Raw genomic sequence first — 20,044 nt, 5'->3', positions numbered from 1 at the left:
TCTCCGGTCGTCCATAGCGTTGACGGACCGAACTCGTCGCGGCTTCGGTGATAAACCCGCGCAGTTCTCACTCCTCGGGTGGCGACGCCTCGAGCGGGCCTGAATCTCGATCTCTAGTTTCGCCTTCGCCCGCAGTACCTTCGTCAGGGAGCGCCCACTCCCGCTCGAGATCGGGCGCACCGCGAACGGCGATCACGACTGCAGCGAGGCCGAAGGCCAGAATCCCCATTCCGCCGACGGAGTTAACGAGGAGTTCGTGGCCACCCTGTGCGAAGACCAGCATCGTCGCCGCGAAGCCGTTGAACGTCCCGTGCAGGATCGTCGGCGCGAGCACCGACTTCGCTTGCATCGTGACGTACGTGTAGACCGGCGACATCGCGAGGCAGGCGAGGGTCATCACTCCGGCGCCGACGACGGGGTAGTTCGGGTAGTTGTATCCCTCGAGGATCCCCGGCGCGTGCCAGAGACCCCAGAGTACGCCGATGATCGCCGAGGCACCCCAGAAGCCAAACGGTGCGAGTTCGGTCAGGAGGACGCCGCGCCAGCCGAACTCCTCGCCGAACGCGAGGACGGCGTTGATCGTCACGCCGAAGACGAGTGCGGCGACGATCGTAATCAGCAGGTTCCAGGGCCAGCCGGGAAGGTCCGGTCCAGCGGCAGCCTCACCGTCCTGTGTCTGGGTCTCGGCGAACTCGGTCCCCTCGCCGGTCAGCGGGTTCGCGTCGGGGACGAACTCGACGCCCGGAATCGCGAGTGCGATCGCCGTCCCGACCAACACGAGGAGGATCGGAACGGCCGCGGCGACCGCGAGCCAGCGAAAGCGTCCGTGGGGAAACCGGAGCCCTGCCGCCTCGAACGACGGGCCACCAGCGATGCAGGTGACGATTCCGGCGAGCATCGGCGTGAACATGTACGCGGGCAAGAGTACGAGCATACTGACGTCGGCGAGCCACGAGATAGCGACGAAACCACCAGAGAGCGCCACGAGAGACCCGAGAAAGACGAGAAGCGGTCGACGATCGTTCACGGCGTCGACGGCACCTCCAACGTCGGTGAACAGTCGTAGTGTAACATGGCTGAGTAGATTTCGTGGGAACGAATAAGCGTTGCGTCCCAGACCACGGCGGCAGGCCGTTGCTGGCCGACCCCTTACCGGTCATCCATCCCTCGAGACGAACGTGAACGTACCAGAACCACTTCGAGAAGCCGACGGTCAGGATTCGCTCGTCCGCAGTTTCGAGTACGACGACCGCGAGGACCTCGTCGTCGTCGACTTCGGACAGAACGTGGCGACCGACGACGGCGTCTCGATCGACGTCCTCGACTCGAGAGTCATCGTCGTCGCGGGCGACCGACAACTCGAGTTCGATCTTCCGGCGACGGCGAACGACGTGACCGTTCACAACGGCGTGTTGACGATCGAAGGCGACGCGGGCGAGTGAACTGGTTATCGTCGCTGGGAGTTCGTCAGTCCACGAATAGCCGCCCCGACCGACGACAGCACTCGTTTAGCCCACAGCAGACACTCGCGCACGACAGGCACGCCGTCGTAGACCCACAGGAGAGCCGTCAGGACGGCGATCCCGACCTGGAGCCACAGATACGTCGAGAGGTCGCCGGCAAGAAGTTGGTCGAAATAGCCGGCGAACAACCGCGTGAACTCGGCGAGAAACCCTTCGTGAGTGTGCGTCGGGGGTGTCTCGACCGGCGCGACCGGCCAGAGGACGATCCCCCACTCGAGCTCGCCACCCCTGACGTAGCCGTCGACGACGTCTGCCGGCAGGTGAAGCAGATAGCCTAGGCCGAAGGCAACTCCTGTACGCGTTCGGCCCCACGAGCGCGCGAGAAAGCCGACGACGATCGCCAGCGGGATCGCGAAGAAGATCGAGTGACCGAGCGCGTATCCGGTCTCGAAGACGCCGTACTCCCAGGCCAGTGGTTTGTCGATGATATCGGGGAGAACGGAGGCGAAGACGACTGCGAACGCCTCGAGGCCGCCCGGCGACTCGCGGTAGTAGGCGTGACAGAACAGCGAGTACGCGAGGTAGCCGACGATCGCGTGTTCCCAGGGCCACATGGTCGTCGATAGCCGAAGGGCAGGGAAGTGGGTTCGCCCTGCTCTCAGCGAGTGAACGGTGGCGGACGACTCGCGCTACAGAAACATAGTAGTTGAAATACACGAAATCACAGGTATGGTTCTCGCACTGGCAGCCTACGTCTACGCATCAGTCCGAAGACCACCAGTTCGACGGTTTTTTCGCGTTCGTCCTGTTTCTCGCGGACCTGTTCGTCGCCAGCGCAATAGCACCGAGCATTTAGCTCGCGGGGAGTCCGATCGAATCAGCGAACGCAACGCACTCGAGTGTGGGCCGCCAAACGACGGTATGAGCGAGACGGACGCCGATTTCGACGTCGATCAGTGGCGCGCGGAACTCGAGTCGAAACGCGAGGAGAAAGACGGTTTCTTTGGCGAGCACCCACAGTCGCCGATTCCGCCCGAGGAGCGCGACGGGTTCGACGGACTCGATTACTTCGATCCGGATGCCGACTACCGCGTGACCGCGACCGCGACGGTCCACGACGACCCCGAAGTCGTCCTGATGGACACGACGACGGGCCGAGAGATGCGCTATCTCCGGACCGTCACGCTTACCTTCGACCTCGAGCGTGAGGACGACGACCTCGAGGACGGCACGTACGAGTTGGCGGCCTACCAGCAGGAACGACCCGGCAGCGAGCAGCCGGAGCCGCTTTTCGTCCCGTTCCGGGACAAGACGACGGGCCAGCAGACCTACCAGGGCGGTCGGTACATGGAACTGGCGTCCGACCGCGAACTCGCGGATGGAGACGAACTCGTCGTCGACTTCAACCTCGCGTACACGCCCTTCTGTGCCTACAGCGAGACGTTCGACTGTCCGCTGCCGCCGGAAGAGAACTGGCTCGAGGTGACGATTCCGGCCGGGGAACGGTTCGAGTAGAGCCCCTGCAGCTCTTTGTTCTCTGGTATCGTAGGACAGTGTATGCTGACGATAGAGTACGACGGCGAGCGGATCGAGTGCGAACGCGGCGCGAACCTCCGGGACGTACTGCTAGACGCGGGGCTGTCACCACACAACGGGATGGCTGACAGGATCAACTGTGGCGGTCACGCGACCTGTGGTACCTGTGCCGTTCGAGTCGAAGGCGAGGTCGGTGAACCGACGCCGGCCGAACGGCGACGGCTCTCGATGCCGCCACTACGGGGCCGTGAGGGACTGCGACTGTCCTGCCAGACCGAAGTGCTCGGCGACCTCGAAGTGACGAAAGGCGAGGGGTTCTGGGGACAGCGAAAACGAGCCGACGAACGATCCGAGACGCCAGAGTCGGCTCCCTAGCGAGGTATCGAACCGAGAACGGCTGTCTCGAGTCGAAATTAGGGGGCGACGCCGACCGTCAACAGCGTGCCGTACTCGCGGTAGCGTTCGACCATCTCCTCGCGGGTGTCCCAGTCTTCCGTCGGAAACTCGGCTTCGCCCGGGATCGTGATCTCGAGGTCCGGGATGTTGTCCTGTTCGGCGACGTGAAGGCCGGCTTCCCGGAACGCTTCGCGGTACTGCTCGCGATCCCAGCGGGTCATCTCGACGGAAATCTTCTCCTGCCACTCGTGGGAGTGGACGTTCTCCTCGTAGTAGTTGACCGCACAGTAGAAGGTCCCGCCCGGTCGGAGGATGCGGGCGATTTCCTCGAGGGTGTTGTGGGGATTGGCGGCGTAATAGAACGCCTCCATCGTCCAGACGTGGTCGATCGAGTCGTCTTCGAACGGGAGGTCGTCGAAGTCGCCACAGACGTACTCGATGTCGTCCTCGTCGGTGTAGTCGCGAGCGTTTCGGACCATCTCGGGTGAGCCGTCGAGTCCGTACGACGGACCCGTGTTCGCCGTTTCTCGGAGTGCTCGCAGCGCGTATCCCGATCCGGTTCCCAGGTCGAGAATCGTGTCGCCTTCCTCGACTGGCATGCGCGCGAGCGCGTGTTTCGCCGTGTGCCAGTGGCGTTCTTCCATACCCTTGTCCTTGCCCGCTTCGGCCCACTCGTCGAACTCTTCACGCACGCTCATACACACAGGGTCGTCCTCCGACCGCAAAACGGGTTCGGCTTCCGACGCGACTGGAAGGACCGACAGTCTCTTTAGGGTGGCCTAAAAAGATATTGCTGAGAGTTTAGGCCACCCGAAACCAACGGTGGCTTGCACGAATAGGCCGTAGTGCGTCCGTTTTACTCCTGTATCTCCGGCAACAATCGGAAGCTATATGTATTTTAGGTCAGCCTAAAACTAGATATGCAACAGCGCGACAGCAGTTCGACGCAGCAGTCGACGATCGGCCGACGACGATTCCTCGCCGCCACGGGCGTTTCCGTCGCCGGTATCTCGGGACTCGCAGGCTGTCTCGGCGACAGCGGCGACAGCACACCGATCGCTGACGTCGAACCGATGGCACAGTCGATTGGCTCGACCGCAGTCTCGTGGGACGACCTCGGCGACCTCGAGGGCGAAATCACCGTCTACTCGGGACGAACGCCCGACCAGATCGACCCCGTCTTTCAGGCACTGGAAGACGAGTACGACGACTTCACCGTCAGCACCGACTACGACGACAACGACGTCCAGGTCAACCAGATCCTCGAGGAAGAAACGCATCCGGCAGACCTGATGTATTCCCAGGACCCGGGTGCACTGAACGAACTGTACAACAACGACGTCCTCCAGCCGCTTCCGGACGACGTCGTCGACGCGGTCCCCGGCAGCTACCAGCACAACGACGGCTACTGGACCGGCGTCACTGGACGAACCCGTTCGATCCAGTACAACAGCGACCGGCTCGACGAGACGCCGTTCGACAGCTGGGACGAGCTGCCGACCGACATTATGGAGTACGCCCACGACGACCGATTCGAAGACATCATCTCGACCCGACCCAACTCCGGAACCTTCCGCGGGTTCATCCAGGCGATGGTCGAACTCGAGGGTGAAGAAGAGACCCGCGAGTGGGTCCAGGCGATGGCCGACGACCAGAACGCCGAGATCTTTACCGGCGGCTCCGACCAGGCCGAAGCCGTCAACCGGGGCGGCGACGACGACCCGATCGTCGCACTCGGGAACAGCTACTACGCGGCCCGTATCCTCAACGAGGATCCCGACGCACCGATCCGAACGACGTACACGGAAAACGACGCGGGCTGTCTGTTCAGCGTCGCCGGCGTCGGCGTCCTGAACGACGTCAACGACGCCGAACTCGTCGCCGAGTTCGTCCGTCACCTGCTGGCGGAGGAAGGGCAGGAGTTCATGATGGACGCGAACGGCGAGTACCCCGTCGTCGAGGGCGTCGACTACGTCGGGCCGCTGCCCGACCTCGAGGAGATCAACCCACCGGAGTTCGACCTGAGCGACTTCGACATGGACCTGCAGGAGGCAGGAGACCTGATCGACGAGGAAGGACTGGGGGTATAGCACCGTCGGCGCTTCCGTCGTCTGTTTTCGTCACTTCTTACGCCGTAGGACGGTCCGGAGGATTTAGGGCAACCTAACTCCAAGCGATCAACCAGATTCGACTCTCGATGACGGATCGGACGAGTACAATGAAACCACTCACTACCCATCCGGATTCTTCGCGATCGGTCCGTGATCGGCTCGCCGAGACCGATCGGTCGACAGCTATGCTGGCGGTCGCGAGCACCATCGTCGCCCTGCTCGTTATCTCGCCGATGCTCTGGCTCGTCTTACGGGCAGTCGAAGTCGAACCCTCGCGTGCGTACGACCTCATCGTCTCCTCACGAACTGCCTGGATCACGATCAACAGTATCGTCCTGATGGCGCTGGTCACGCTGTTCTCGATCGTTCTCGGCGTTCCACTGGCCGTGTTGACGACTCGGACCGACCTCCCGTATCCTCGAGTCTGGACCGTCGTCGCCGCGCTCCCGCTGGTTATCCCGAGCTATATCGGTGCGATCGCGTTCGTCGGGATGTTCGGCTCCGGTGGTGAAGTGGACTCACTCTTTGGAACGACCATTCCCTCCATCGACGGCCTCCCCGGTGCAATTCTCATCATCACGCTGTACACCTACCCCTACGTGTTCCTGACAACCAGGGCCGCGTTGCTGTCGATGGATAGTTCGATCGTCGACGCCGCCCGCACGCTCAATGCCGGACCGCTCGAGGCGTTCCGGCGGGTCACGTTCCCTCAGATCAGACCCGGGATCGCCGCAGGCGCCTTGCTCGCCGGTCTGTACGCGATTTCGGACTTCGGGACACCCGCGTTCATGGGGGCGAACGTCTTCACGAGCAGGATCTACTGGGAGGCCACCGAGTTCGGCCGCGAGTACGCCGCCCTCCTCGCACTCCAGTTGATCGCCATCGTCGCCATCGTCCTCGTCATCGAAGCCGGGATCGGCCGCGACGAAGACGCCACAGGTGGCGGCGGAAGCGGGAGTACGATCCAACTCGGCAACTGGAAGTGGCCCGCGATGGGGTTCGTCTCACTGCTCGGCCTCGTCACGCTCGTCGTCCCGGTCACCATCTTCACGAGCTGGCTGTTCCGAAGCGAAGGCGATCCAATCCCATCCTACGAGTTCCAGTGGGCGTTCGCGTACAACTCGGTTCGGCTCGCACTGTTGGCCGCACTGGTCGCGTGTCTCTTTGCCCTGCCAGTCGCGTACTATTCCGGACGGGCAAACTCTCTGCTCTCGAGGGTACTCGAGCGAGCGACCTACGTCGGATTCGCTGTCCCGGGTGTCGTCATCGGGCTCGCACTAGTGTTCCTGGGCAACCGGGCACTTCCCTCGCTGTACAGGCAGGGCGTCGCGTTGCTCGTATTCGCCTACGTCGTCCGGTTCCTGCCACAGGCTGTCGGCACCGTCCGATCCTCGGTCCTGCAGGTCAACGACAAGACCATCGAGGCCGCACGCACGCTCAACGCCAGCCGATTCGAGGCGTTTCGGCGCGTGACGTTACCACTCATCATGCCCGGCGTGATCGCCGGCGGCGTGCTCGTCTTCCTGACGACGATGAAGGAGCTACCGGTCACGTTGATGCTCAGACCCATCGGGATGGAGACACTCGTCAGCATCATCTGGAACGCCCAGGACGCGCTCGCCTACCGATACGCAGCGATCCCCGCGTTGCTTCTCATCCTTATCTCCGGGCTCTCGATGCTGGTCTTGTTGCTCCAGGAGGACAGCAAACTCAGTTGAACGATACTCGGTAACGACCGGTATATCCGCACTATTAAGTCGATCCCGAAAGTTGTTCAGGCCAGTATGGACTACACGCTCGAGATAGATGGGACACCGGAGACGGTACCAGGGGGGACTGGGATTCTCTTGCTTCATCCGAGTACCGGCGAAACGGATCGCATCGACACCGACTTCCTCAAGACCGACACCGACCACTTCCTCGTTATTTCTACCCGGACGACCGCACGCGAAGTCAAACAGAAACTCGAGCACTACGACGTCGACGAGGAACGCGCGGAGATCCTCGACACGCTATCGATCGAACGCGGCTACTCGCGACGGAAGACCGACACCATCCACTACGTCGCCGCCCCCGACGACGTCGACGGAATCGTCGAGCACATCGACGGTTTCCTCGCGAACAACGACGGTAAACTCCGCATCAGCTTCGACTCCGTCACCGAACTCGCCTACTACGCCGGTGACGAACAGGCGCTCGAGGCCGTCGAACGCATTCGCGAACTGCTCGAGGAACACGACGCTGTCGGCCTCTTTCATCTCTCGGAAGAGCCTCACAACCCGGACGTCGTCGACGAGTTCCGTGCCCAGTTCGACGGCGTAATCGATCTGGACGAGGACGGCACCGTCGACGCAGAGTTCTGAGTATCGGCCGCGAAACTGCGAGGACGAACGTCGGAACCGATCGAAAAACTCGAGGGGCAATTACACCGTTTTCGGTGGCGATCACTCCGCCAGCGACTCGAACGTTTTCTCGGCCCACCTGACCGCGTAGTCGGGCCCGTGCTCGTGATAGGCGTCAGTATCGAGCGCGGCGAACGGCGCGGGCAGTTCGATCGCGTGTTTGATCGCTGCACACGCGAGTTCCGTCGCGTCGGCAAACTCCGTCTCGCCGCGAGCGACCGCCCGCGGGAGTCCCGAAACTCGACCCTCGAGGCGACCTCCTGCGTCCTGCCAGGCGTCGGCCAGTTCCGGTTCGTCGCCGTGCCACTCGGCGAACACCTCGCGGCTCCCGAGTCCGACCCAGCCGTCGTACAGCGCCGCCGCGACCTGATAGGTGCCGCCGGGATCTAACGCGACCGCTCGGTCCAGATCAGGATAGGCGTCCTCGAAGAAACCGATGAAGTGTTCGGGCACCTCGAGTCCGAGTTCGACGAACGCCTCCGCGAGCAGGAAATCGAGGAACAACTCGGGCGTCCCCTCGACTCGCGGTTTGACGAGGACGATCGGCGGATCCGTCTGGCGAGTCCAGGCGATGCTGCCGTCTCCGGGCATGCCGATCGTGAGGTCCGAACTCGCGTAGCGATCGAGCAGCGTCGGCGCGTCCTCGGGGAGCCACGACGACGGATAGCTCGCGGGCTCGAGGGAGTCGACGACGAGCCCGAGTTCTTCGGCCTGTGCCGGTGGTAACGTCTCGAAGTCCCGGTCGCAGTCGAAAACGAGCGCCTCTGGAGCGTGTTCGTCCCGGATCCGTTCGACCGGGCTCGAGAGCTCGCGAGGCTCGAACATCAGGCGAGTGCGGTCTGGAAGATCAGCAGGACTGACAGCAGCGCCGATGCAGCGATCGTGCCGAGAACGATCTTGGTTGCAGTGCTCATAGTCGAGAGGTATCACGCACGTCGCTTAAATCCATCTGTCTGACTCCCGTCAGCCGAACGAGGATGACGACGGACTACTCCTCGGACTCGCGCCAGGAGTCGGGGACGTCGATGACGTACCGACCGTCGTCTTGCAGGGAGATGATGTACTCCTCGCGGTCGTACAGCTCCATCAGGTTGAGTTCGTACTGTCCCGGGCGCAGGATCTTGATGCTCTCGAACTGTTCGTTGAGCTCAGCCCGCAGTTGCTCCATCGACAGCTCCGAACCGGAGGGTTCACTGACGACACGACCGTTAGACGGCGGTTCGGCGGCTGGCTCCTCGTTCGAAACGGGATCGGCAGCCGCGTTCGCTCGAGTGTTCTCGGTATCTCCGCCGACGTCCGAAGGAAGATCGTCGCGACGGACGACCTCGCTTCTGGCGTCTGCCTGTGCGGAGTTCTCACTGTCGGCGATCGTCGTCGTTTCTTCTCGAGACGGCTCCGGTGAAGTCGAGGAAGCCGCGTTCGATCCTGGTGGGCTCGACGAAGCGGTGTTCGACTGTGATGAGGTCGGTGAAGGAGTGTCCGGCGGTGATGGAGCCGACGAAGGTGTGCTCGACTGCGGTGAAGAAGTCGACGGCGTAGCGTCAGATGGAGACGATGTATCGTCCCGGTTCGGTTCAGCTGTCGAACGGTCCTCGGGTCGGCGCGCCGAATCGGGCCACTCGGTGAATCCGTCGCTCGTCTCGTCCTGTTCGGTTTCGTCCGTCGAGTCCGACGACATCCACTCGCGAACGGTGTCTTTCGCTCGCGTTCGAACGCTGTCGGAGCCGGAATCGGGCTCGGATGCGGAGGTTGCCGTCCGTTCGGCTCGAGTGTTCGCGGGGCTAGAATCACCCTCCGTTTCGGGTGGACGGCCGTCGACTGCAGCTGGATCCGGGGTCGACTCCGAAGCCGGTGAACTGGGACTGGTGCTCGAGGCCGGCTCGCTCGTCCGGTCAGCGTCGGCGCCGGACGTCGAGAGCGTTCCGGACGGCACGAACTGGAACTTGTTCCCGGCGCAGTCGGGACAGCCCGACAGCATCTCCTTGGAGCCGTCCGGGAACGTGCGGCCACAGTTCGTACATTCGTGAGGCATTAGTTGTGAGACACGAGCGCGCTGATCAGCGTTTCGTCCTTGTGGAGCGTTTCGATTCTGTTGGCCGGCCCGATCACCGTCAGCTTCGCGTCCGAATCGTCGGATCCCATGATCCGACCGAGTAGCGACGAGTCACCGCCACCCGGTTTCGGGTAGGTCTCGATCTCGATCCCGTTGAACTCGTCGGGGCTGATCTCGGCCATCGTCACCTCGATGAGCTGACTCTCTTCGTCGGGAGTCAGCCCCTCCTCTAGGATGACGATGTTGCCGTCGTGGACGCCATCCAGGATCATCCGGATCTTCTCCATGGAGGCCATTCCCTCCATTCGCTCGCCGCTTATCAGATCGATCTGGACGCCGTCCGGACCGTCCTGGTCGTCCGCGTTGGTTGTCTTTGGCATCGTATCACCCGAAGTAATCCGCGATATTGTCGTAGACTTCGTCCATGTTGTCGCCTTCCTTGGCCGACAGCGGGACGGTTTTGTGCTGTGGGAAGGCGTCTTCGATCCGTTTGACGCTCGCTTCCTCGAGATCGATCTTGTTCGCGAAGATGAGCACGGGGAGATCACGGGATTCGATGATGCCGATCAGCATCGTGTTGGCCTGCGTGATCGGATCCTCCGCGCTGTCGAGTACGTAGATGACGCCGTCGACGTCTTCGCGGAGCCAGTGCATCGCTTCCGCGACACCCTCGGTCGCTTCGCGGGAGCGACGGATGGCGTCGTCTTCCTCCATCTCGTCGGTGAACTCCTCGTAATCGACCTTCGTCGTCACGCCGGGCGTGTCGACGATATCGATCGTTACCGACTTCCCGTCGCGTTCGATCTCGACGTTTTCCTTCCGGCGAGCTCGGCGCGTTTCGTGTGGAATGTGACTCTCCGTGCCGACTGCGTCACCGGTCCAGTCCCGTGCGATACGATTTGCAAGCGTCGTCTTCCCGGCGTTGGGCGGACCGTAGATACCGATACGTTTTGGCTCCTGTTCGGAGAACAGGCGGTCCCTAGCGCGAGAGATACTATCTTTGAGTTCTGTGAACAGTCCCATCCTTAGGGGCCCTCCAGCACCGCGGGGTGCATCTGAATCTACTACTGACTGAATTCACTTAAGCCTACGTCAGACGTGTTAACTAACAGACAGAAATGAGTTACCAGCTACCGTACTGATTAGGTTCGCAGAGATACTGTCATGATGTTAGTTCACCTGGTGGATGATAACTTTACACATAGGCGACGCCGTGGCCCCCACCCCTTCGTTTCAACTGGAACTGATCGACCCTCCGGGGGATGGAGTTGACCCGTGGAGGAAGAGATAGCCCCTTATTTCGACTCGAGACGGAAAGAGAGGCGATCAGACGGACGAATTCGGCAAGAAAGACGCTTCTAGTAACAGAACCCGCTGAGGGACGTCGATCTAGTTGGATCTAGTAACTAAAACCAACTCCTCTAGCAAATAATTCATTCTGCTAGTGCTACGGATATGGTTTCTGACCCACCCTAATAAAACCACTCGTTTCTAGAGAGGGGGTTCCACCCCCACCCCTCCTTCGAACAGTTCCACCTGAAACGAAGGGGTGGGGGGTTCCGGAGCTCATCTAACAAAATTCATCGGACGACGAGATACATCTATTATCTTACAATTCTGGTTTCGTCCCACTACGGACGGGGCAACCACCATCTCGTTACTGGAGACCAGTCTCCGTTCGCCCTCGAGGTTCGATCCACAGTTCGACTTCTCCATCCGTTCACCCTCTCCCCTTTGTTATCCTTCCTCTCTTCCACCTCTCCTCATTATCTTCCTTTTTCTGACCTACTTCTCTCTTCGTTGGCTGCCAGAATCAGGACCAACTCCGGGACGCCAGCTCCCTGGGTCAGCACTGCTCGTTTTCACTTCCCTCATTCCCTTCACTCCTCTCCCCTCACTCTCCTCTCTTCACTTCCCTCACTTCTCCCACCACCCTCCACCCTCCACTTCTCCCACCACCCTCCACTTCTATCCCCTTTTGTCTTCGTGCGTGCGAACCGAAGTGAGCCGGAGTGCTGGAGACCGAAAGAACGTCCGAACCTGATCGAGGACAACATCGTGTATCGACCCGAAACGTGCCTTTGCTTTCGGCCGATCTACCCCTCTCGTAGAAACGGGCCGTAGACTCCCTCACAGCGCTGCAATTTCCCTCTCCCGGCAGCACTGATGAACGAAGGGAAGAATTTAATACCATGGTGTTCCTCTGTTTCGTTTGCATCAACTGGACCCAGGTTGGGTTACTGGAATCGTAGATGTGTCGTTATAGACCATCTATCTCGCACCATTCCTGATTTCGGGTCCGGTATTCCACTCGAAACGAGGGGGTACGTGTACGACGAATGTCAGACGAGGATACGGAAACGACTGGTTCGGACGACGTCGGCGGTATAGACGGATTCTCGACCGATCTCGAGGGAACCGATCTCGGCGACGACGAACCCAAGCAAGGACTGTTCGACGACCTGCTCAGCGGCGAGCCTATCTTCGAGAACAAGGAGGTGCTGCGCCCTTCCTATACGCCACACGAGTTACCACACCGAAGCGACCAGATCAACAAGATGGCGACGATTCTCGTCGCCGCACTTCGTGGCGAAACCCCCTCGAATATCCTCATCTACGGGAAGACAGGGACCGGGAAAACCGCCAGCGCGAAGTTCGTCAGCAAGGAACTCGAGAGCACGTCCCAGAAGTACAGCGTCCCGTGTGACGTCGAGTACATCAACTGCGAGGTGACCGACACCCAGTATCGCGTCCTCGCACAGCTTGCCAACAAGTTCATCGAGAAGAACCAGCGCCGGATCGACGACCGAATCGACTCGCTCGAGGACCGTCTCGACGCTCTCGAGGAGTACGACGAACGTTCCGACGCCGCGGATGCCGCCGGAGACGAAACGGAGGGCGACCTCTTCGAGCCGCCGGAGGTAGAACCCGTCTCGACGGACGCAAACACCTCAACTTCGACTGGAGAGGGTGGCGAAACTCCGTCTAGCGATTCTACAGACGAAACGGAGGGGTCGTTCACCGGTGCGTCGACCGACGCCGAACCCGGCCACGAAACCGACGATAGTGTCGACGCGACGCTCCCGCCGGACCATCCACTCGAGTCGACGCCGTTCGACTCCCGGGAGGAAGTCGAAGAGCAAATCGAGAGTCTCGAGGAGGACAGAGACTCCTTCGAGGAGGTTCCGATGACCGGCTGGCCGACCGACCGGGTCTACAGCGTTTTCTTCGACGCGGTCGACTACGACGAACGCGTCGTCGTCATCATGTTAGACGAGATCGACAAACTCGTCGAGAAAAGCGGTGACGACACGCTCTATAACCTCTCGCGGATGAACTCCGAACTCGAGAATTCGCGAGTCTCGATTATCGGCATCTCGAACGACCTGAAGTTCACCGACTTCCTCGATCCGCGCGTCAAGTCCTCGCTGGGCGAGGAGGAGATCGTCTTCCCACCGTACGACGCGAACCAGCTCCGGGACATTCTGGAACATCGCTCGGATGTCGCGTTCAAAGGGGGTGCTCTTTCGGACGACGTGATCCCGCTCTGTGCCGCGTTCGCAGCACAGGAACACGGCGACGCGCGACGCGCGCTCGACCTGTTGCGGACCGCTGGCGAACTCGCCGAACGCTCCCAGGCCGAGACCATCGTCGAGGAACACGTCCGGCAGGCCCAGGACAAGATCGAACTCGATCGGGTCGTCGAGGTCGTCCGTACGCTCCCCACCCAGAGCAAGCTCGTCCTCTTCTCGATCATCCTGCTCGAGAAAAACGGCGTCCACAGCATCAACACCGGCGAGGTGTTCAACATCTACAAGCGCCTCTGCGAGGAGATCGACGCCGACGTGCTCACTCAGCGTCGCGTCACCGACCTCATCAGCGAACTCGACATGCTCGGGATCGTCAACGCCGTCGTCGTCTCGAAGGGCCGGTACGGGCGAACGAAGGAGATCAGCCTCTCCGTCCCACAGGAAGAGACCGAAGCAGTCCTGCTGTCGGACTCCCGGCTCTCCGACATCGACGACGTCCAGCCGTTCGTTCAGGCGCGATTCGAGAACTGACGCTCACTGGCGACTCTTTCATTCGGTTCGAAACCCCCGAATCTCGCGTCTGAGCGACGCCAGTCCGACACCGACGATGAACCCGATCAGGAACGCGAGCGCTGCCTCTTCTATCGAAGCGACGACACCGACGACGACGCCGAGTACCAGCGGCGGGACTAGGAGAAGCGCCAGCATCTCGAGGGCGAAGATCCCCTCGGGCTTCGGATCGCTACTCGTCGAGAACCCCATATTCGCCGTTATTACCGGTGACGACATAATCGTGGCGTCGCAGCCCAAACAGCGGTTGTCGTAGTCCAGCCAGTTCTGCGGGACGAACTCGAACGCCGTCCCAACTGCCCGTCGGTCCATTCCGTGGGGGATCCGAAGTTGCTCATCCGGTCACCCGACCCGGTCGAATCCGGCGAAGGATCGATATACGAAGGCAGCGACGATTCGTCCGTGCGCCGACGAACGGCCCTCGCTTCGACTGCAGGTTTCGTCGTCGGTTCCCTCTCCGGTTGCCTCCTCGAGGGCGACGAGATCGACGGCCACGAGAGCGGCGATATCGAAGTCGTCGTCGACGGCGATCACGTGGTCACGACCGACGGAACGACCTACGACGAGCGCGATTCCGGCACCGAGATCACGTTCGAGGTCGACGGCGAGGAAGTCGATCCGACCGACCGACGGCTTCACGACGGTGACTCGCTCTCCCTCGAGGTTACGACGGAGACCGAGGAGTAGTCGGCGATGGTCGTCACGATGCGTCGTTCGTCGGGGTCTCCGGACGTCTCGGACGCCCGGAAATTCGTCTCGAGCGGAGCCGAAGCCGAGTTAGAACGGAGCCGAAACCGAGTCAGTACCGCCGCGCGATACCTACCCCTGCGATCGCGACTCCTGCACCACCGGCGACGCCGATCGTCCCTGCGGTGGCGAGCGTGTCGCTACCGTTCCCGTTGGTGTCTCCGACTGCGGTTTCACCCGTCGCCGAGGCGACTCCGTCGACTGTCGCGGACGGAACGAGGATACCGGTGAGCATCTCGTCGAAGATCAGCCGGACGTGACCGAGCCACGGGATGCGGAACGAGGCTTTCCCGGTGACCCACTCCGGTTTGACGACGTCGGTCCTGGCGCCACCCTGGTACTGATCGTAGCCGGCGTTGGCGTCGCCTTTCGTCACGAACCCGTCGTGGTTCGCGGGACAGGTGGGGACGTCGTCACAGGTCGCGCCGCCGATATACTCCTCTTCCGCCCTGGTATCGACCCAGTTCTCGTCTTCCTCGACCCAGAAGTGAGCCCGATGTATCACCGGCGTCTGTAACTCGCTGCCGTCGGGTTTGAAGACGATGACGTCACCTGGCTCGCCGAACGTCTCGTGACCTCCGTTCTGGCCGTCCTCGAGCGTGACGACGCCGGTGCCATCGACGGGGTCGTCGCCGACGAATCGCTCTTCGTCGACGACGAAGATCAGGTCGCCACGTTCCATGTTCGGTTCCATACTGCCGCTCTCGACGGCGACCAGCGGCGGCCAGACGCCGCTGATTGCGAACAGCAACAGGCCGATGACGGCGACGATCGCGACGCTGCTGACCACGTCCCGGGCGAGGACGACGGTCTCGTCGTCGCTCTCGAGAAACCAGCGGACGGGTCCGTCGTCTTCGATCGTTACGCCGTCGTCGGGAGGATCGTTCGATACGTCGGTTTCCGACGGCGACGTGGAAAATCCGCGTTCCTGCTCGTCGTGCTCGTCGGAACCGCCGGCGTCGGGACCGCTCATTGCCCGGTTTTTTGCCGGGGGTCGCAATCAACCTTCTGCTCGTTCCATCGATCGGTCCGCGATTCGCTACCCTTTTTTCTCCGGTCACGAATACGAGTTGTGTGCCACTCGAGGGCCCCGCCCGGATCGTCAGCGAACTCACGAGCCGCGGCTACAACGCGGAACGCGAGGCTGTAACCCGTCTCGCAGCGACGGACGACAATGCCGCGGCCCTCGAGCGAGTCTTAGAGGAGGTTCCGGACGACGCGCTGGTGGTCCGGACCGAACACGTCGACGCCGCACTGACGGCTACCGAATCGTCTCCGTCACCCGCCGCTTCGTCGACTGATTCCTCGCCGCCAGACCCCCCTGTTTCAACTGGAGCTGCTTCCACGCCCACTGGCGGATCGGGTGTCTCGTCTCCAGTTGAAACAGAGGGGTCTACGGAGGCCGCAAATCGATCGGTCGATCCCGAGAAACGCTCCCTCGAGATCGTCGGCGACATGACCGGCGACAGTACCGGGACGGGGGAGTACGAGGATTTCGTCTCGGTGTTTCGCGACCGTCTCGACCGACTGGGGTCGAAGCTACGCGGTCGAGTCAACCACCGGCCGGCGACGGCCATCCAGAACATGCCCGGCGGGAGCGAGGCCGCGATGGTCGGGCTGGTCAACGACGTCCGGTCGACCGCCAGCGGCCACTGGTTGATCGAGCTCGAGGACGCTACCGGAACGTTCCCCTGGCTGGTGATGAAGGACCGAGAGTACGCCGACCTGGTGAACGAACTGCTCTGTGACGAGGCGCTGGCGATGGAGGGAACGCTCTCGGACGACGCAGGAATCGGCTTCGTCGACTCGATGTACTTCCCGGACGTCCCCCGTACGTACGAGCCGTCGACGGCCGACCGACACGTCCAGGCCGCGTTGATCAGCGACGTCCACGTCGGCAGCGACGAGTTCATGGCCGAGGCCTGGAACCGCTTTGCCGACTGGCTCCACACCGCGGAGGCCCAGCACGTCGAGTACCTGCTGATCGCGGGCGACATGGTCGAGGGTGTCGGTGTCTATCCCGACCAGGACGACGAACTCGAGATCGTCGACATCTACGACCAGTACGAGGCGTTCAACGAGCACCTGAAGCAGGTTCCCGGCGACTTAGAGATCGTCATGATCCCGGGCAACCACGACGCGGTTCGACTCGCCGAACCCCAGCCAGGGTTCGACGAGGAGCTCCGGGAGATCATGTCGGCCCACGATCCCCGCATCGTCAGCAACCCCTCCACAGTCACCATCGAGGGCGTCTCGGTCCTGATGTACCACGGCGTCTCCCTGGACGAGGTCATCGCCGAACTTCCGGAGGAGAAGGCGAGTTACGACGATCCGCACAAGGCGATGTACCAGCTTCTGAAGAAACGCCACGTCGCGCCGCAGTTCGGGGGCCACACCCGGCTTGCACCCGAAGAGGAGGACTATCTCGTCATCGACGAGGTCCCCGACATTTTCCACACCGGCCACGTCCACAAACTCGGCTTCGGCAAGTACCACAACGTGCTCGCGATCAACTCCGGTTGCTGGCAGGCCCAGACCGACTTCCAGAAGAGCGTCAACATCGACCCCGACTCGGGGTACGCACCGATCGTCGATCTGGATACGCTAGACGTGACGGTCCAGAAGTTCAGCTAGACGAACTCGGCTATCGATTCTCCTCGACGAGCAGTCGCGTTCGAACGTATTCCTCGAGTTCGCGCCGTGCCGCAAGCACTGGCTCGTGGTCGCCCGTCGAGACACGCTGGCTGCGTGCCCCGTGGATGGTCGCGACGATGAATCCGGCAGCCTGCTCCGGGTCGACCTCGCGGAATACGCCCTGCTCGATGCCCCTGTGGATCACGTCGGCGGTACGCTCCCGATAGAACTCGTTGATCCTGGCGTACTGTTCGCGGTAGGTCTCGTCGTGGGGTGCCTGTCCGCGCAGCGCCTCGACTGCAGTCGTAAACGCCTCGTCTTCCTCGCCGAGCGATTCCGGGAGACCGTGGTCGATGATGGTCTCGAGGTGCTCGCGAGCGTCGTCGAACTCCTCGGTCGGGACGTCCGCCCTGAACCGCTCGAGGAGAAACTCGAGGAAAGCCACGAGGAGTTCGTCCTTCCCGTCGTAGTGTTGGTAGATCAGCGACTTGCTCTTTGGAAACTCGTCACCGATACGCTGTATCGTTAGTTCCGAGTAGCCGTGTTTTCGCAGCGCCTCGTAGGTCGCTCGCATGATCTGTGTGTGCGTCTCGTTCGGCGCCGACGCGAACGGGCCCTGATCGCTCATTATGAATGAATATTCATTCACAAGCTATATACCTTGCCACTTCGACAGATCGGCTGTGAGCAAGACGAACGCGATCGACGCCCAGCACGTCGAACTGACCTACGCGGACGGGACGGAGGCCGTCACCGACGTGACGCTCGAGGTTCCGGAAGGTGAGTTCTTCGGCTTCCTCGGCGCGAACGGGGCCGGGAAGACGACGACGATCAAGGTGTTGACGACGTTGCTCGAGCCGACCGCGGGTGAGGTGACAGTAAACGGCTACGACGTTCGATCGGACTCGCGTGCGGTGCGGGAGTCGATCGGCTACATGGCCCAGGAAACCAGTATCGATCCCGAACTCACGGCTCGCGAGAACATCCAGTTCGCCTGCGAAGCGTACGGTGTTTCGGGTGACGATCGTGACGAACGGATCGACGACTTGCTCGATCTCGTCGACCTCGCCGGCGTCGCGGACAAGCAGGCCAAGGGGTTCTCCGGCGGGATGCAGAAGCGTCTCGACGCCGCGACCGCGCTGGTCCACGAACCGCCGATCGTCTTTCTGGACGAGCCGACGACCGGCCTCGACCCGAAGGCACGCAACCGTCTCTGGGACTACTTCGAACGGATCAACGACCGCGGGACGACGGTCTTCCTGACGACCCAGTACCTCGAGGAAGCCGACCACCTCTGTGACCGGATCGGCGTCCTCCGGGACGGCGAGATCGTCGCGTCAGGGTCGCCGTCCGAACTCAAGGATCGCGTCGGCGGGGCCGTCCTCGAGATCGAGATCGACGATCCCGACGACGAAATTTTGGACCGTGCCCGGGACGTCGCACTCGAGGCTGATCTGTTCGACGATGCGCCGATCGAACGCACCGAGGAGGGGCTCAGCGTCCGATCGCCGGCGGCCCGTCGTCGCGGCCCGGAACTGCTCGTCGCGTTGCACGAGGCCGACGTTCCCGTCGTCGGGTTCAACGTCCGCGATCCGACGCTCGACGACGTCTTCCTCGCGATTACGGGTGAGGGACTCGACGACGAGGAAGCCGGACCCGACTCGGGCAACGAGCCCGCTGATCCAGTGGCGACCACGGAGGTGGACCGATGAGCGGGGAGTCGACGATCGGACGGAAGACGTCCGGCAACGGCTTCGCCAGGGACACGTGGATCATCCTGAAGCGGTGGCTGGTGAAGACGGTCCGGAACCCGTTCGTGCTGACCTCGTCACTGTTGAATCCGATCGTCTTCCTGGTCCTGTTTACGGAGGTGTTCGGTGGAATCGCGGAGGGTGCAATCGGCCAGAACCTCGGCGCGGAGGTGAACTACGTCACCTTCCTCGTGCCGGCGATCGTGATCCAGACGGCACTGATCGCCGCGACGACCTCCGGAATCGGCCAGGTCGAGGACATCGAGAGCGGGATGTTCGAGAAGATGCTCGTCTCCCCGCTGCACCGCGGAGCGGTGTTTCTCGGGAAGTCCCTCTCCGAGATCATCAGGATCGTTATTCAGGTCGGGATCGTCCTCGCGCTCGGCTACGTCCTGCTCTACCTAAACACGGGCGCGTCGCCGACCGACTACGTCGCGACCGGCTTGCTCGGCGCGGTCGGAATCGTCCTCGTCGCCATCCTGTTTTCGATCTGGTTCACCGCCATCTCGAACATCGTGGCACTCGTCACGCGCGACCAGGAGTCGACCATCATCGCAGTCAACGTGTTGCAGTTCCCGCTGCTCTTCCTCTCGAGTGCGTTCCTCCCCGTCGAGGCGCTTCCGGGATGGGTCCAGACCGTCGCTGCACTCAATCCGATCACGTACGGCGTCGACGCCGCTCGTGCGCTGATGCTGAACCAGGACGTCATGACGGTCATCGAGGTGACGAGCTTTACGGGCGTGTGGAACACGCTCGTCCCCGCACTCGGCGTCTTGCTCGTTCTCGACGTCGTGCTGGGTGCCGTCGCCGTCTACTTCCTGAACCAGGCCTCGAGTTCGGACGTCCAGTAG

Annotated in this window: 22 protein-coding genes; 11 read left to right on the top strand and 11 right to left on the bottom strand. The window is 62.0% G+C overall.

The annotated features are described in order from the left end of the window. Positions 1-67 precede the first annotated feature (67 nt). Positions 68-1,027, bottom strand: coding sequence for a CPBP family intramembrane glutamic endopeptidase (locus BLR35_RS15310; RefSeq protein WP_090383771.1), 960 nt, complete (start codon positions 1,025-1,027; stop codon positions 68-70). Positions 1,028-1,178: 151 nt separating this feature from the next. On the opposite strand from BLR35_RS15310, the gene BLR35_RS15305 reads away from it, so the two are divergent. Further along, complete coding sequence (locus BLR35_RS15305) at positions 1,179-1,442, top strand: DUF7127 family protein (RefSeq protein ID WP_090383768.1); 264 nt, start codon at positions 1,179-1,181, stop codon at positions 1,440-1,442. A 5-nt stretch (positions 1,443-1,447) separates the two neighbouring features. On the opposite strand, the gene BLR35_RS15300 is transcribed toward BLR35_RS15305, so the two are convergent. Further along, positions 1,448-2,077, bottom strand: coding sequence for a metal-dependent hydrolase (locus BLR35_RS15300; RefSeq protein ID WP_090383766.1), 630 nt, complete (start codon positions 2,075-2,077; stop codon positions 1,448-1,450). Between the two features lie 307 nt (positions 2,078-2,384). Here BLR35_RS15300 and BLR35_RS15295 point away from each other — a divergent pair, with 307 nt between their 5' ends. Continuing rightward, complete coding sequence (locus BLR35_RS15295; protein WP_090383764.1) at positions 2,385-2,978, top strand: DUF1684 domain-containing protein; 594 nt, start codon at positions 2,385-2,387, stop codon at positions 2,976-2,978. Between the two features lie 42 nt (positions 2,979-3,020). Then, positions 3,021-3,374 (top strand): 2Fe-2S iron-sulfur cluster-binding protein, encoded by a 354-nt coding sequence (locus tag BLR35_RS15290; protein WP_090383762.1) that lies wholly within the window; start codon positions 3,021-3,023, stop codon positions 3,372-3,374. 38 nt (positions 3,375-3,412) lie between these two features. Here the strand turns inward: BLR35_RS15290 and BLR35_RS15285 are convergent, their stop codons facing one another. Continuing rightward, positions 3,413-4,093 carry a class I SAM-dependent methyltransferase gene (locus tag BLR35_RS15285; protein ID WP_090383759.1) on the bottom strand — a complete coding sequence of 227 codons (681 nt, stop codon included), beginning with the start codon at positions 4,091-4,093 and terminating at the stop codon, positions 3,413-3,415. A 222-nt stretch (positions 4,094-4,315) separates the two neighbouring features. Here BLR35_RS15285 and BLR35_RS15280 point away from each other — a divergent pair, with 222 nt between their 5' ends. The 3 genes from BLR35_RS15280 (at position 4,316) to BLR35_RS15270 (ending at position 7,869) form a co-directional block, all read left to right on the top strand. Continuing rightward, positions 4,316-5,485, top strand: a complete 1,170-nt coding sequence (locus BLR35_RS15280) for an extracellular solute-binding protein (RefSeq protein ID WP_090383757.1) — start codon at positions 4,316-4,318, stop codon at positions 5,483-5,485. Between the two features lie 128 nt (positions 5,486-5,613). Next, positions 5,614-7,224 carry an ABC transporter permease gene (locus tag BLR35_RS15275; RefSeq protein WP_090384168.1) on the top strand — a complete coding sequence of 537 codons (1,611 nt, stop codon included), beginning with the start codon at positions 5,614-5,616 and terminating at the stop codon, positions 7,222-7,224. A gap of 66 nt (positions 7,225-7,290) precedes the next feature. Further along, the gene (locus tag BLR35_RS15270) at positions 7,291-7,869 is read left to right on the top strand and encodes a DUF7090 family protein (RefSeq protein WP_090383754.1); all 579 of its coding nucleotides are present in this window, start codon (positions 7,291-7,293) and stop codon (positions 7,867-7,869) included. Positions 7,870-7,950: 81 nt separating this feature from the next. On the opposite strand, the gene BLR35_RS15265 is transcribed toward BLR35_RS15270, so the two are convergent. The 5 genes from BLR35_RS15265 to BLR35_RS15250 all read right to left on the bottom strand — a co-directional run bounded on the left by BLR35_RS15265 (position 7,951) and on the right by BLR35_RS15250 (position 10,984). Then, positions 7,951-8,733, bottom strand: a complete 783-nt coding sequence (locus BLR35_RS15265) for a DUF7089 family protein (protein WP_090383751.1) — start codon at positions 8,731-8,733, stop codon at positions 7,951-7,953. Beyond that, entirely contained in the window at positions 8,733-8,822 is a 90-nt protein-coding gene (locus BLR35_RS21275) for a hypothetical protein (protein WP_449289334.1), read from the bottom strand. Before BLR35_RS21275 ends, BLR35_RS15265 begins: the two co-directional genes overlap by 1 nt. Before the next feature lie 74 nt (positions 8,823-8,896). Continuing rightward, positions 8,897-9,940, bottom strand: a complete 1,044-nt coding sequence (locus BLR35_RS15260; RefSeq protein ID WP_090383748.1) for an OapC/ArvC family zinc-ribbon domain-containing protein — start codon at positions 9,938-9,940, stop codon at positions 8,897-8,899. After that, positions 9,940-10,341 carry a DUF2073 domain-containing protein gene (locus BLR35_RS15255; protein WP_090383746.1) on the bottom strand — a complete coding sequence of 134 codons (402 nt, stop codon included), beginning with the start codon at positions 10,339-10,341 and terminating at the stop codon, positions 9,940-9,942. Before BLR35_RS15255 ends, BLR35_RS15260 begins: the two co-directional genes overlap by 1 nt. Before the next feature lie 4 nt (positions 10,342-10,345). Further along, the gene (locus tag BLR35_RS15250) at positions 10,346-10,984 is read right to left on the bottom strand and encodes an Era-like GTP-binding protein (protein WP_090383743.1); all 639 of its coding nucleotides are present in this window, start codon (positions 10,982-10,984) and stop codon (positions 10,346-10,348) included. 1,316 nt (positions 10,985-12,300) lie between these two features. Between BLR35_RS15250 and BLR35_RS15245 the strand changes: the two genes are divergently transcribed. Then, a complete protein-coding gene (locus BLR35_RS15245) occupies positions 12,301-14,022 on the top strand; it encodes an AAA family ATPase (RefSeq protein WP_090383740.1) in 1,722 nt (573 codons plus the stop codon). 18 nt (positions 14,023-14,040) lie between these two features. Here the strand turns inward: BLR35_RS15245 and BLR35_RS15240 are convergent, their stop codons facing one another. Next, a complete protein-coding gene (locus tag BLR35_RS15240) occupies positions 14,041-14,253 on the bottom strand; it encodes a hypothetical protein (RefSeq protein WP_090384166.1) in 213 nt (70 codons plus the stop codon). A 210-nt stretch (positions 14,254-14,463) separates the two neighbouring features. Between BLR35_RS15240 and BLR35_RS15235 the strand changes: the two genes are divergently transcribed. Then, complete coding sequence (locus BLR35_RS15235; RefSeq protein WP_090384164.1) at positions 14,464-14,748, top strand: hypothetical protein; 285 nt, start codon at positions 14,464-14,466, stop codon at positions 14,746-14,748. A gap of 112 nt (positions 14,749-14,860) precedes the next feature. Here BLR35_RS15235 and BLR35_RS15230 read toward each other — a convergent pair whose 3' ends face one another. Next, on the bottom strand, positions 14,861-15,781 hold the full coding sequence (locus BLR35_RS15230; RefSeq protein WP_090383738.1) for a S24/S26 family peptidase: 921 nt from the start codon (positions 15,779-15,781) through the stop codon (positions 14,861-14,863). 101 nt (positions 15,782-15,882) lie between these two features. On the opposite strand from BLR35_RS15230, the gene BLR35_RS15225 reads away from it, so the two are divergent. Beyond that, entirely contained in the window at positions 15,883-17,442 is a 1,560-nt protein-coding gene (locus BLR35_RS15225) for a DNA-directed DNA polymerase II small subunit (protein WP_090383736.1), read from the top strand. Positions 17,443-17,452: 10 nt separating this feature from the next. Here the strand turns inward: BLR35_RS15225 and BLR35_RS15220 are convergent, their stop codons facing one another. After that, the gene (locus BLR35_RS15220; protein ID WP_090383733.1) at positions 17,453-18,070 is read right to left on the bottom strand and encodes a TetR/AcrR family transcriptional regulator; all 618 of its coding nucleotides are present in this window, start codon (positions 18,068-18,070) and stop codon (positions 17,453-17,455) included. 55 nt (positions 18,071-18,125) lie between these two features. Between BLR35_RS15220 and BLR35_RS15215 the strand changes: the two genes are divergently transcribed. After that, positions 18,126-19,154: an ABC transporter ATP-binding protein gene (locus BLR35_RS15215; protein WP_244510257.1), complete on the top strand. Its 1,029-nt coding sequence runs from the start codon at positions 18,126-18,128 to the stop codon at positions 19,152-19,154. After that, entirely contained in the window at positions 19,151-20,044 is an 894-nt protein-coding gene (locus BLR35_RS15210) for an ABC transporter permease (RefSeq protein WP_090383728.1), read from the top strand. The genes BLR35_RS15215 and BLR35_RS15210 overlap by 4 nt, the downstream gene beginning before the upstream one ends.

It is taken from the genome of Natronobacterium texcoconense, from assembly GCF_900104065.1.
GTDB lineage: Archaea > Halobacteriota > Halobacteria > Halobacteriales > Natrialbaceae > Natronobacterium > Natronobacterium texcoconense.
The sequence above is the reverse complement of the archived record's forward strand: the minus strand, read 5'-3'. Positions and strand labels throughout refer to the sequence as shown.

What these genes read in the sequence shown, in the direction of transcription:
- BLR35_RS15210 (WP_090383728.1), top strand. Translation starts at nt 19,151, where the DNA reads ATGAGCGGGGAGTCGACGATCGGACGGAAGACGTCCGGCAACGGCTTC.
- BLR35_RS15265 (WP_090383751.1), bottom strand. Translation starts at nt 8,733, where the DNA reads ATGTTCGAGCCTCGCGAGCTCTCGAGCCCGGTCGAACGGATCCGGGAC.
- BLR35_RS15285 (WP_090383759.1), bottom strand. Translation starts at nt 4,093, where the DNA reads ATGAGCGTGCGTGAAGAGTTCGACGAGTGGGCCGAAGCGGGCAAGGAC.
- BLR35_RS15290 (WP_090383762.1), top strand. Translation starts at nt 3,021, where the DNA reads ATGCTGACGATAGAGTACGACGGCGAGCGGATCGAGTGCGAACGCGGC.
- BLR35_RS15270 (WP_090383754.1), top strand. Translation starts at nt 7,291, where the DNA reads ATGGACTACACGCTCGAGATAGATGGGACACCGGAGACGGTACCAGGG.
- BLR35_RS15230 (WP_090383738.1), bottom strand. Translation starts at nt 15,781, where the DNA reads ATGAGCGGTCCCGACGCCGGCGGTTCCGACGAGCACGACGAGCAGGAA.
- BLR35_RS15255 (WP_090383746.1), bottom strand. Translation starts at nt 10,341, where the DNA reads ATGCCAAAGACAACCAACGCGGACGACCAGGACGGTCCGGACGGCGTC.
- BLR35_RS15240 (WP_090384166.1), bottom strand. Translation starts at nt 14,253, where the DNA reads ATGGGGTTCTCGACGAGTAGCGATCCGAAGCCCGAGGGGATCTTCGCC.
- BLR35_RS15300 (WP_090383766.1), bottom strand. Translation starts at nt 2,077, where the DNA reads ATGTGGCCCTGGGAACACGCGATCGTCGGCTACCTCGCGTACTCGCTG.
- BLR35_RS15295 (WP_090383764.1), top strand. Translation starts at nt 2,385, where the DNA reads ATGAGCGAGACGGACGCCGATTTCGACGTCGATCAGTGGCGCGCGGAA.
- BLR35_RS15220 (WP_090383733.1), bottom strand. Translation starts at nt 18,070, where the DNA reads ATGAGCGATCAGGGCCCGTTCGCGTCGGCGCCGAACGAGACGCACACA.
- BLR35_RS15275 (WP_090384168.1), top strand. Translation starts at nt 5,614, where the DNA reads ATGAAACCACTCACTACCCATCCGGATTCTTCGCGATCGGTCCGTGAT.
- BLR35_RS21275 (WP_449289334.1), bottom strand. Translation starts at nt 8,822, where the DNA reads ATGAGCACTGCAACCAAGATCGTTCTCGGCACGATCGCTGCATCGGCG.
- BLR35_RS15260 (WP_090383748.1), bottom strand. Translation starts at nt 9,940, where the DNA reads ATGCCTCACGAATGTACGAACTGTGGCCGCACGTTCCCGGACGGCTCC.
- BLR35_RS15280 (WP_090383757.1), top strand. Translation starts at nt 4,316, where the DNA reads ATGCAACAGCGCGACAGCAGTTCGACGCAGCAGTCGACGATCGGCCGA.
- BLR35_RS15245 (WP_090383740.1), top strand. Translation starts at nt 12,301, where the DNA reads ATGTCAGACGAGGATACGGAAACGACTGGTTCGGACGACGTCGGCGGT.
- BLR35_RS15250 (WP_090383743.1), bottom strand. Translation starts at nt 10,984, where the DNA reads ATGGGACTGTTCACAGAACTCAAAGATAGTATCTCTCGCGCTAGGGAC.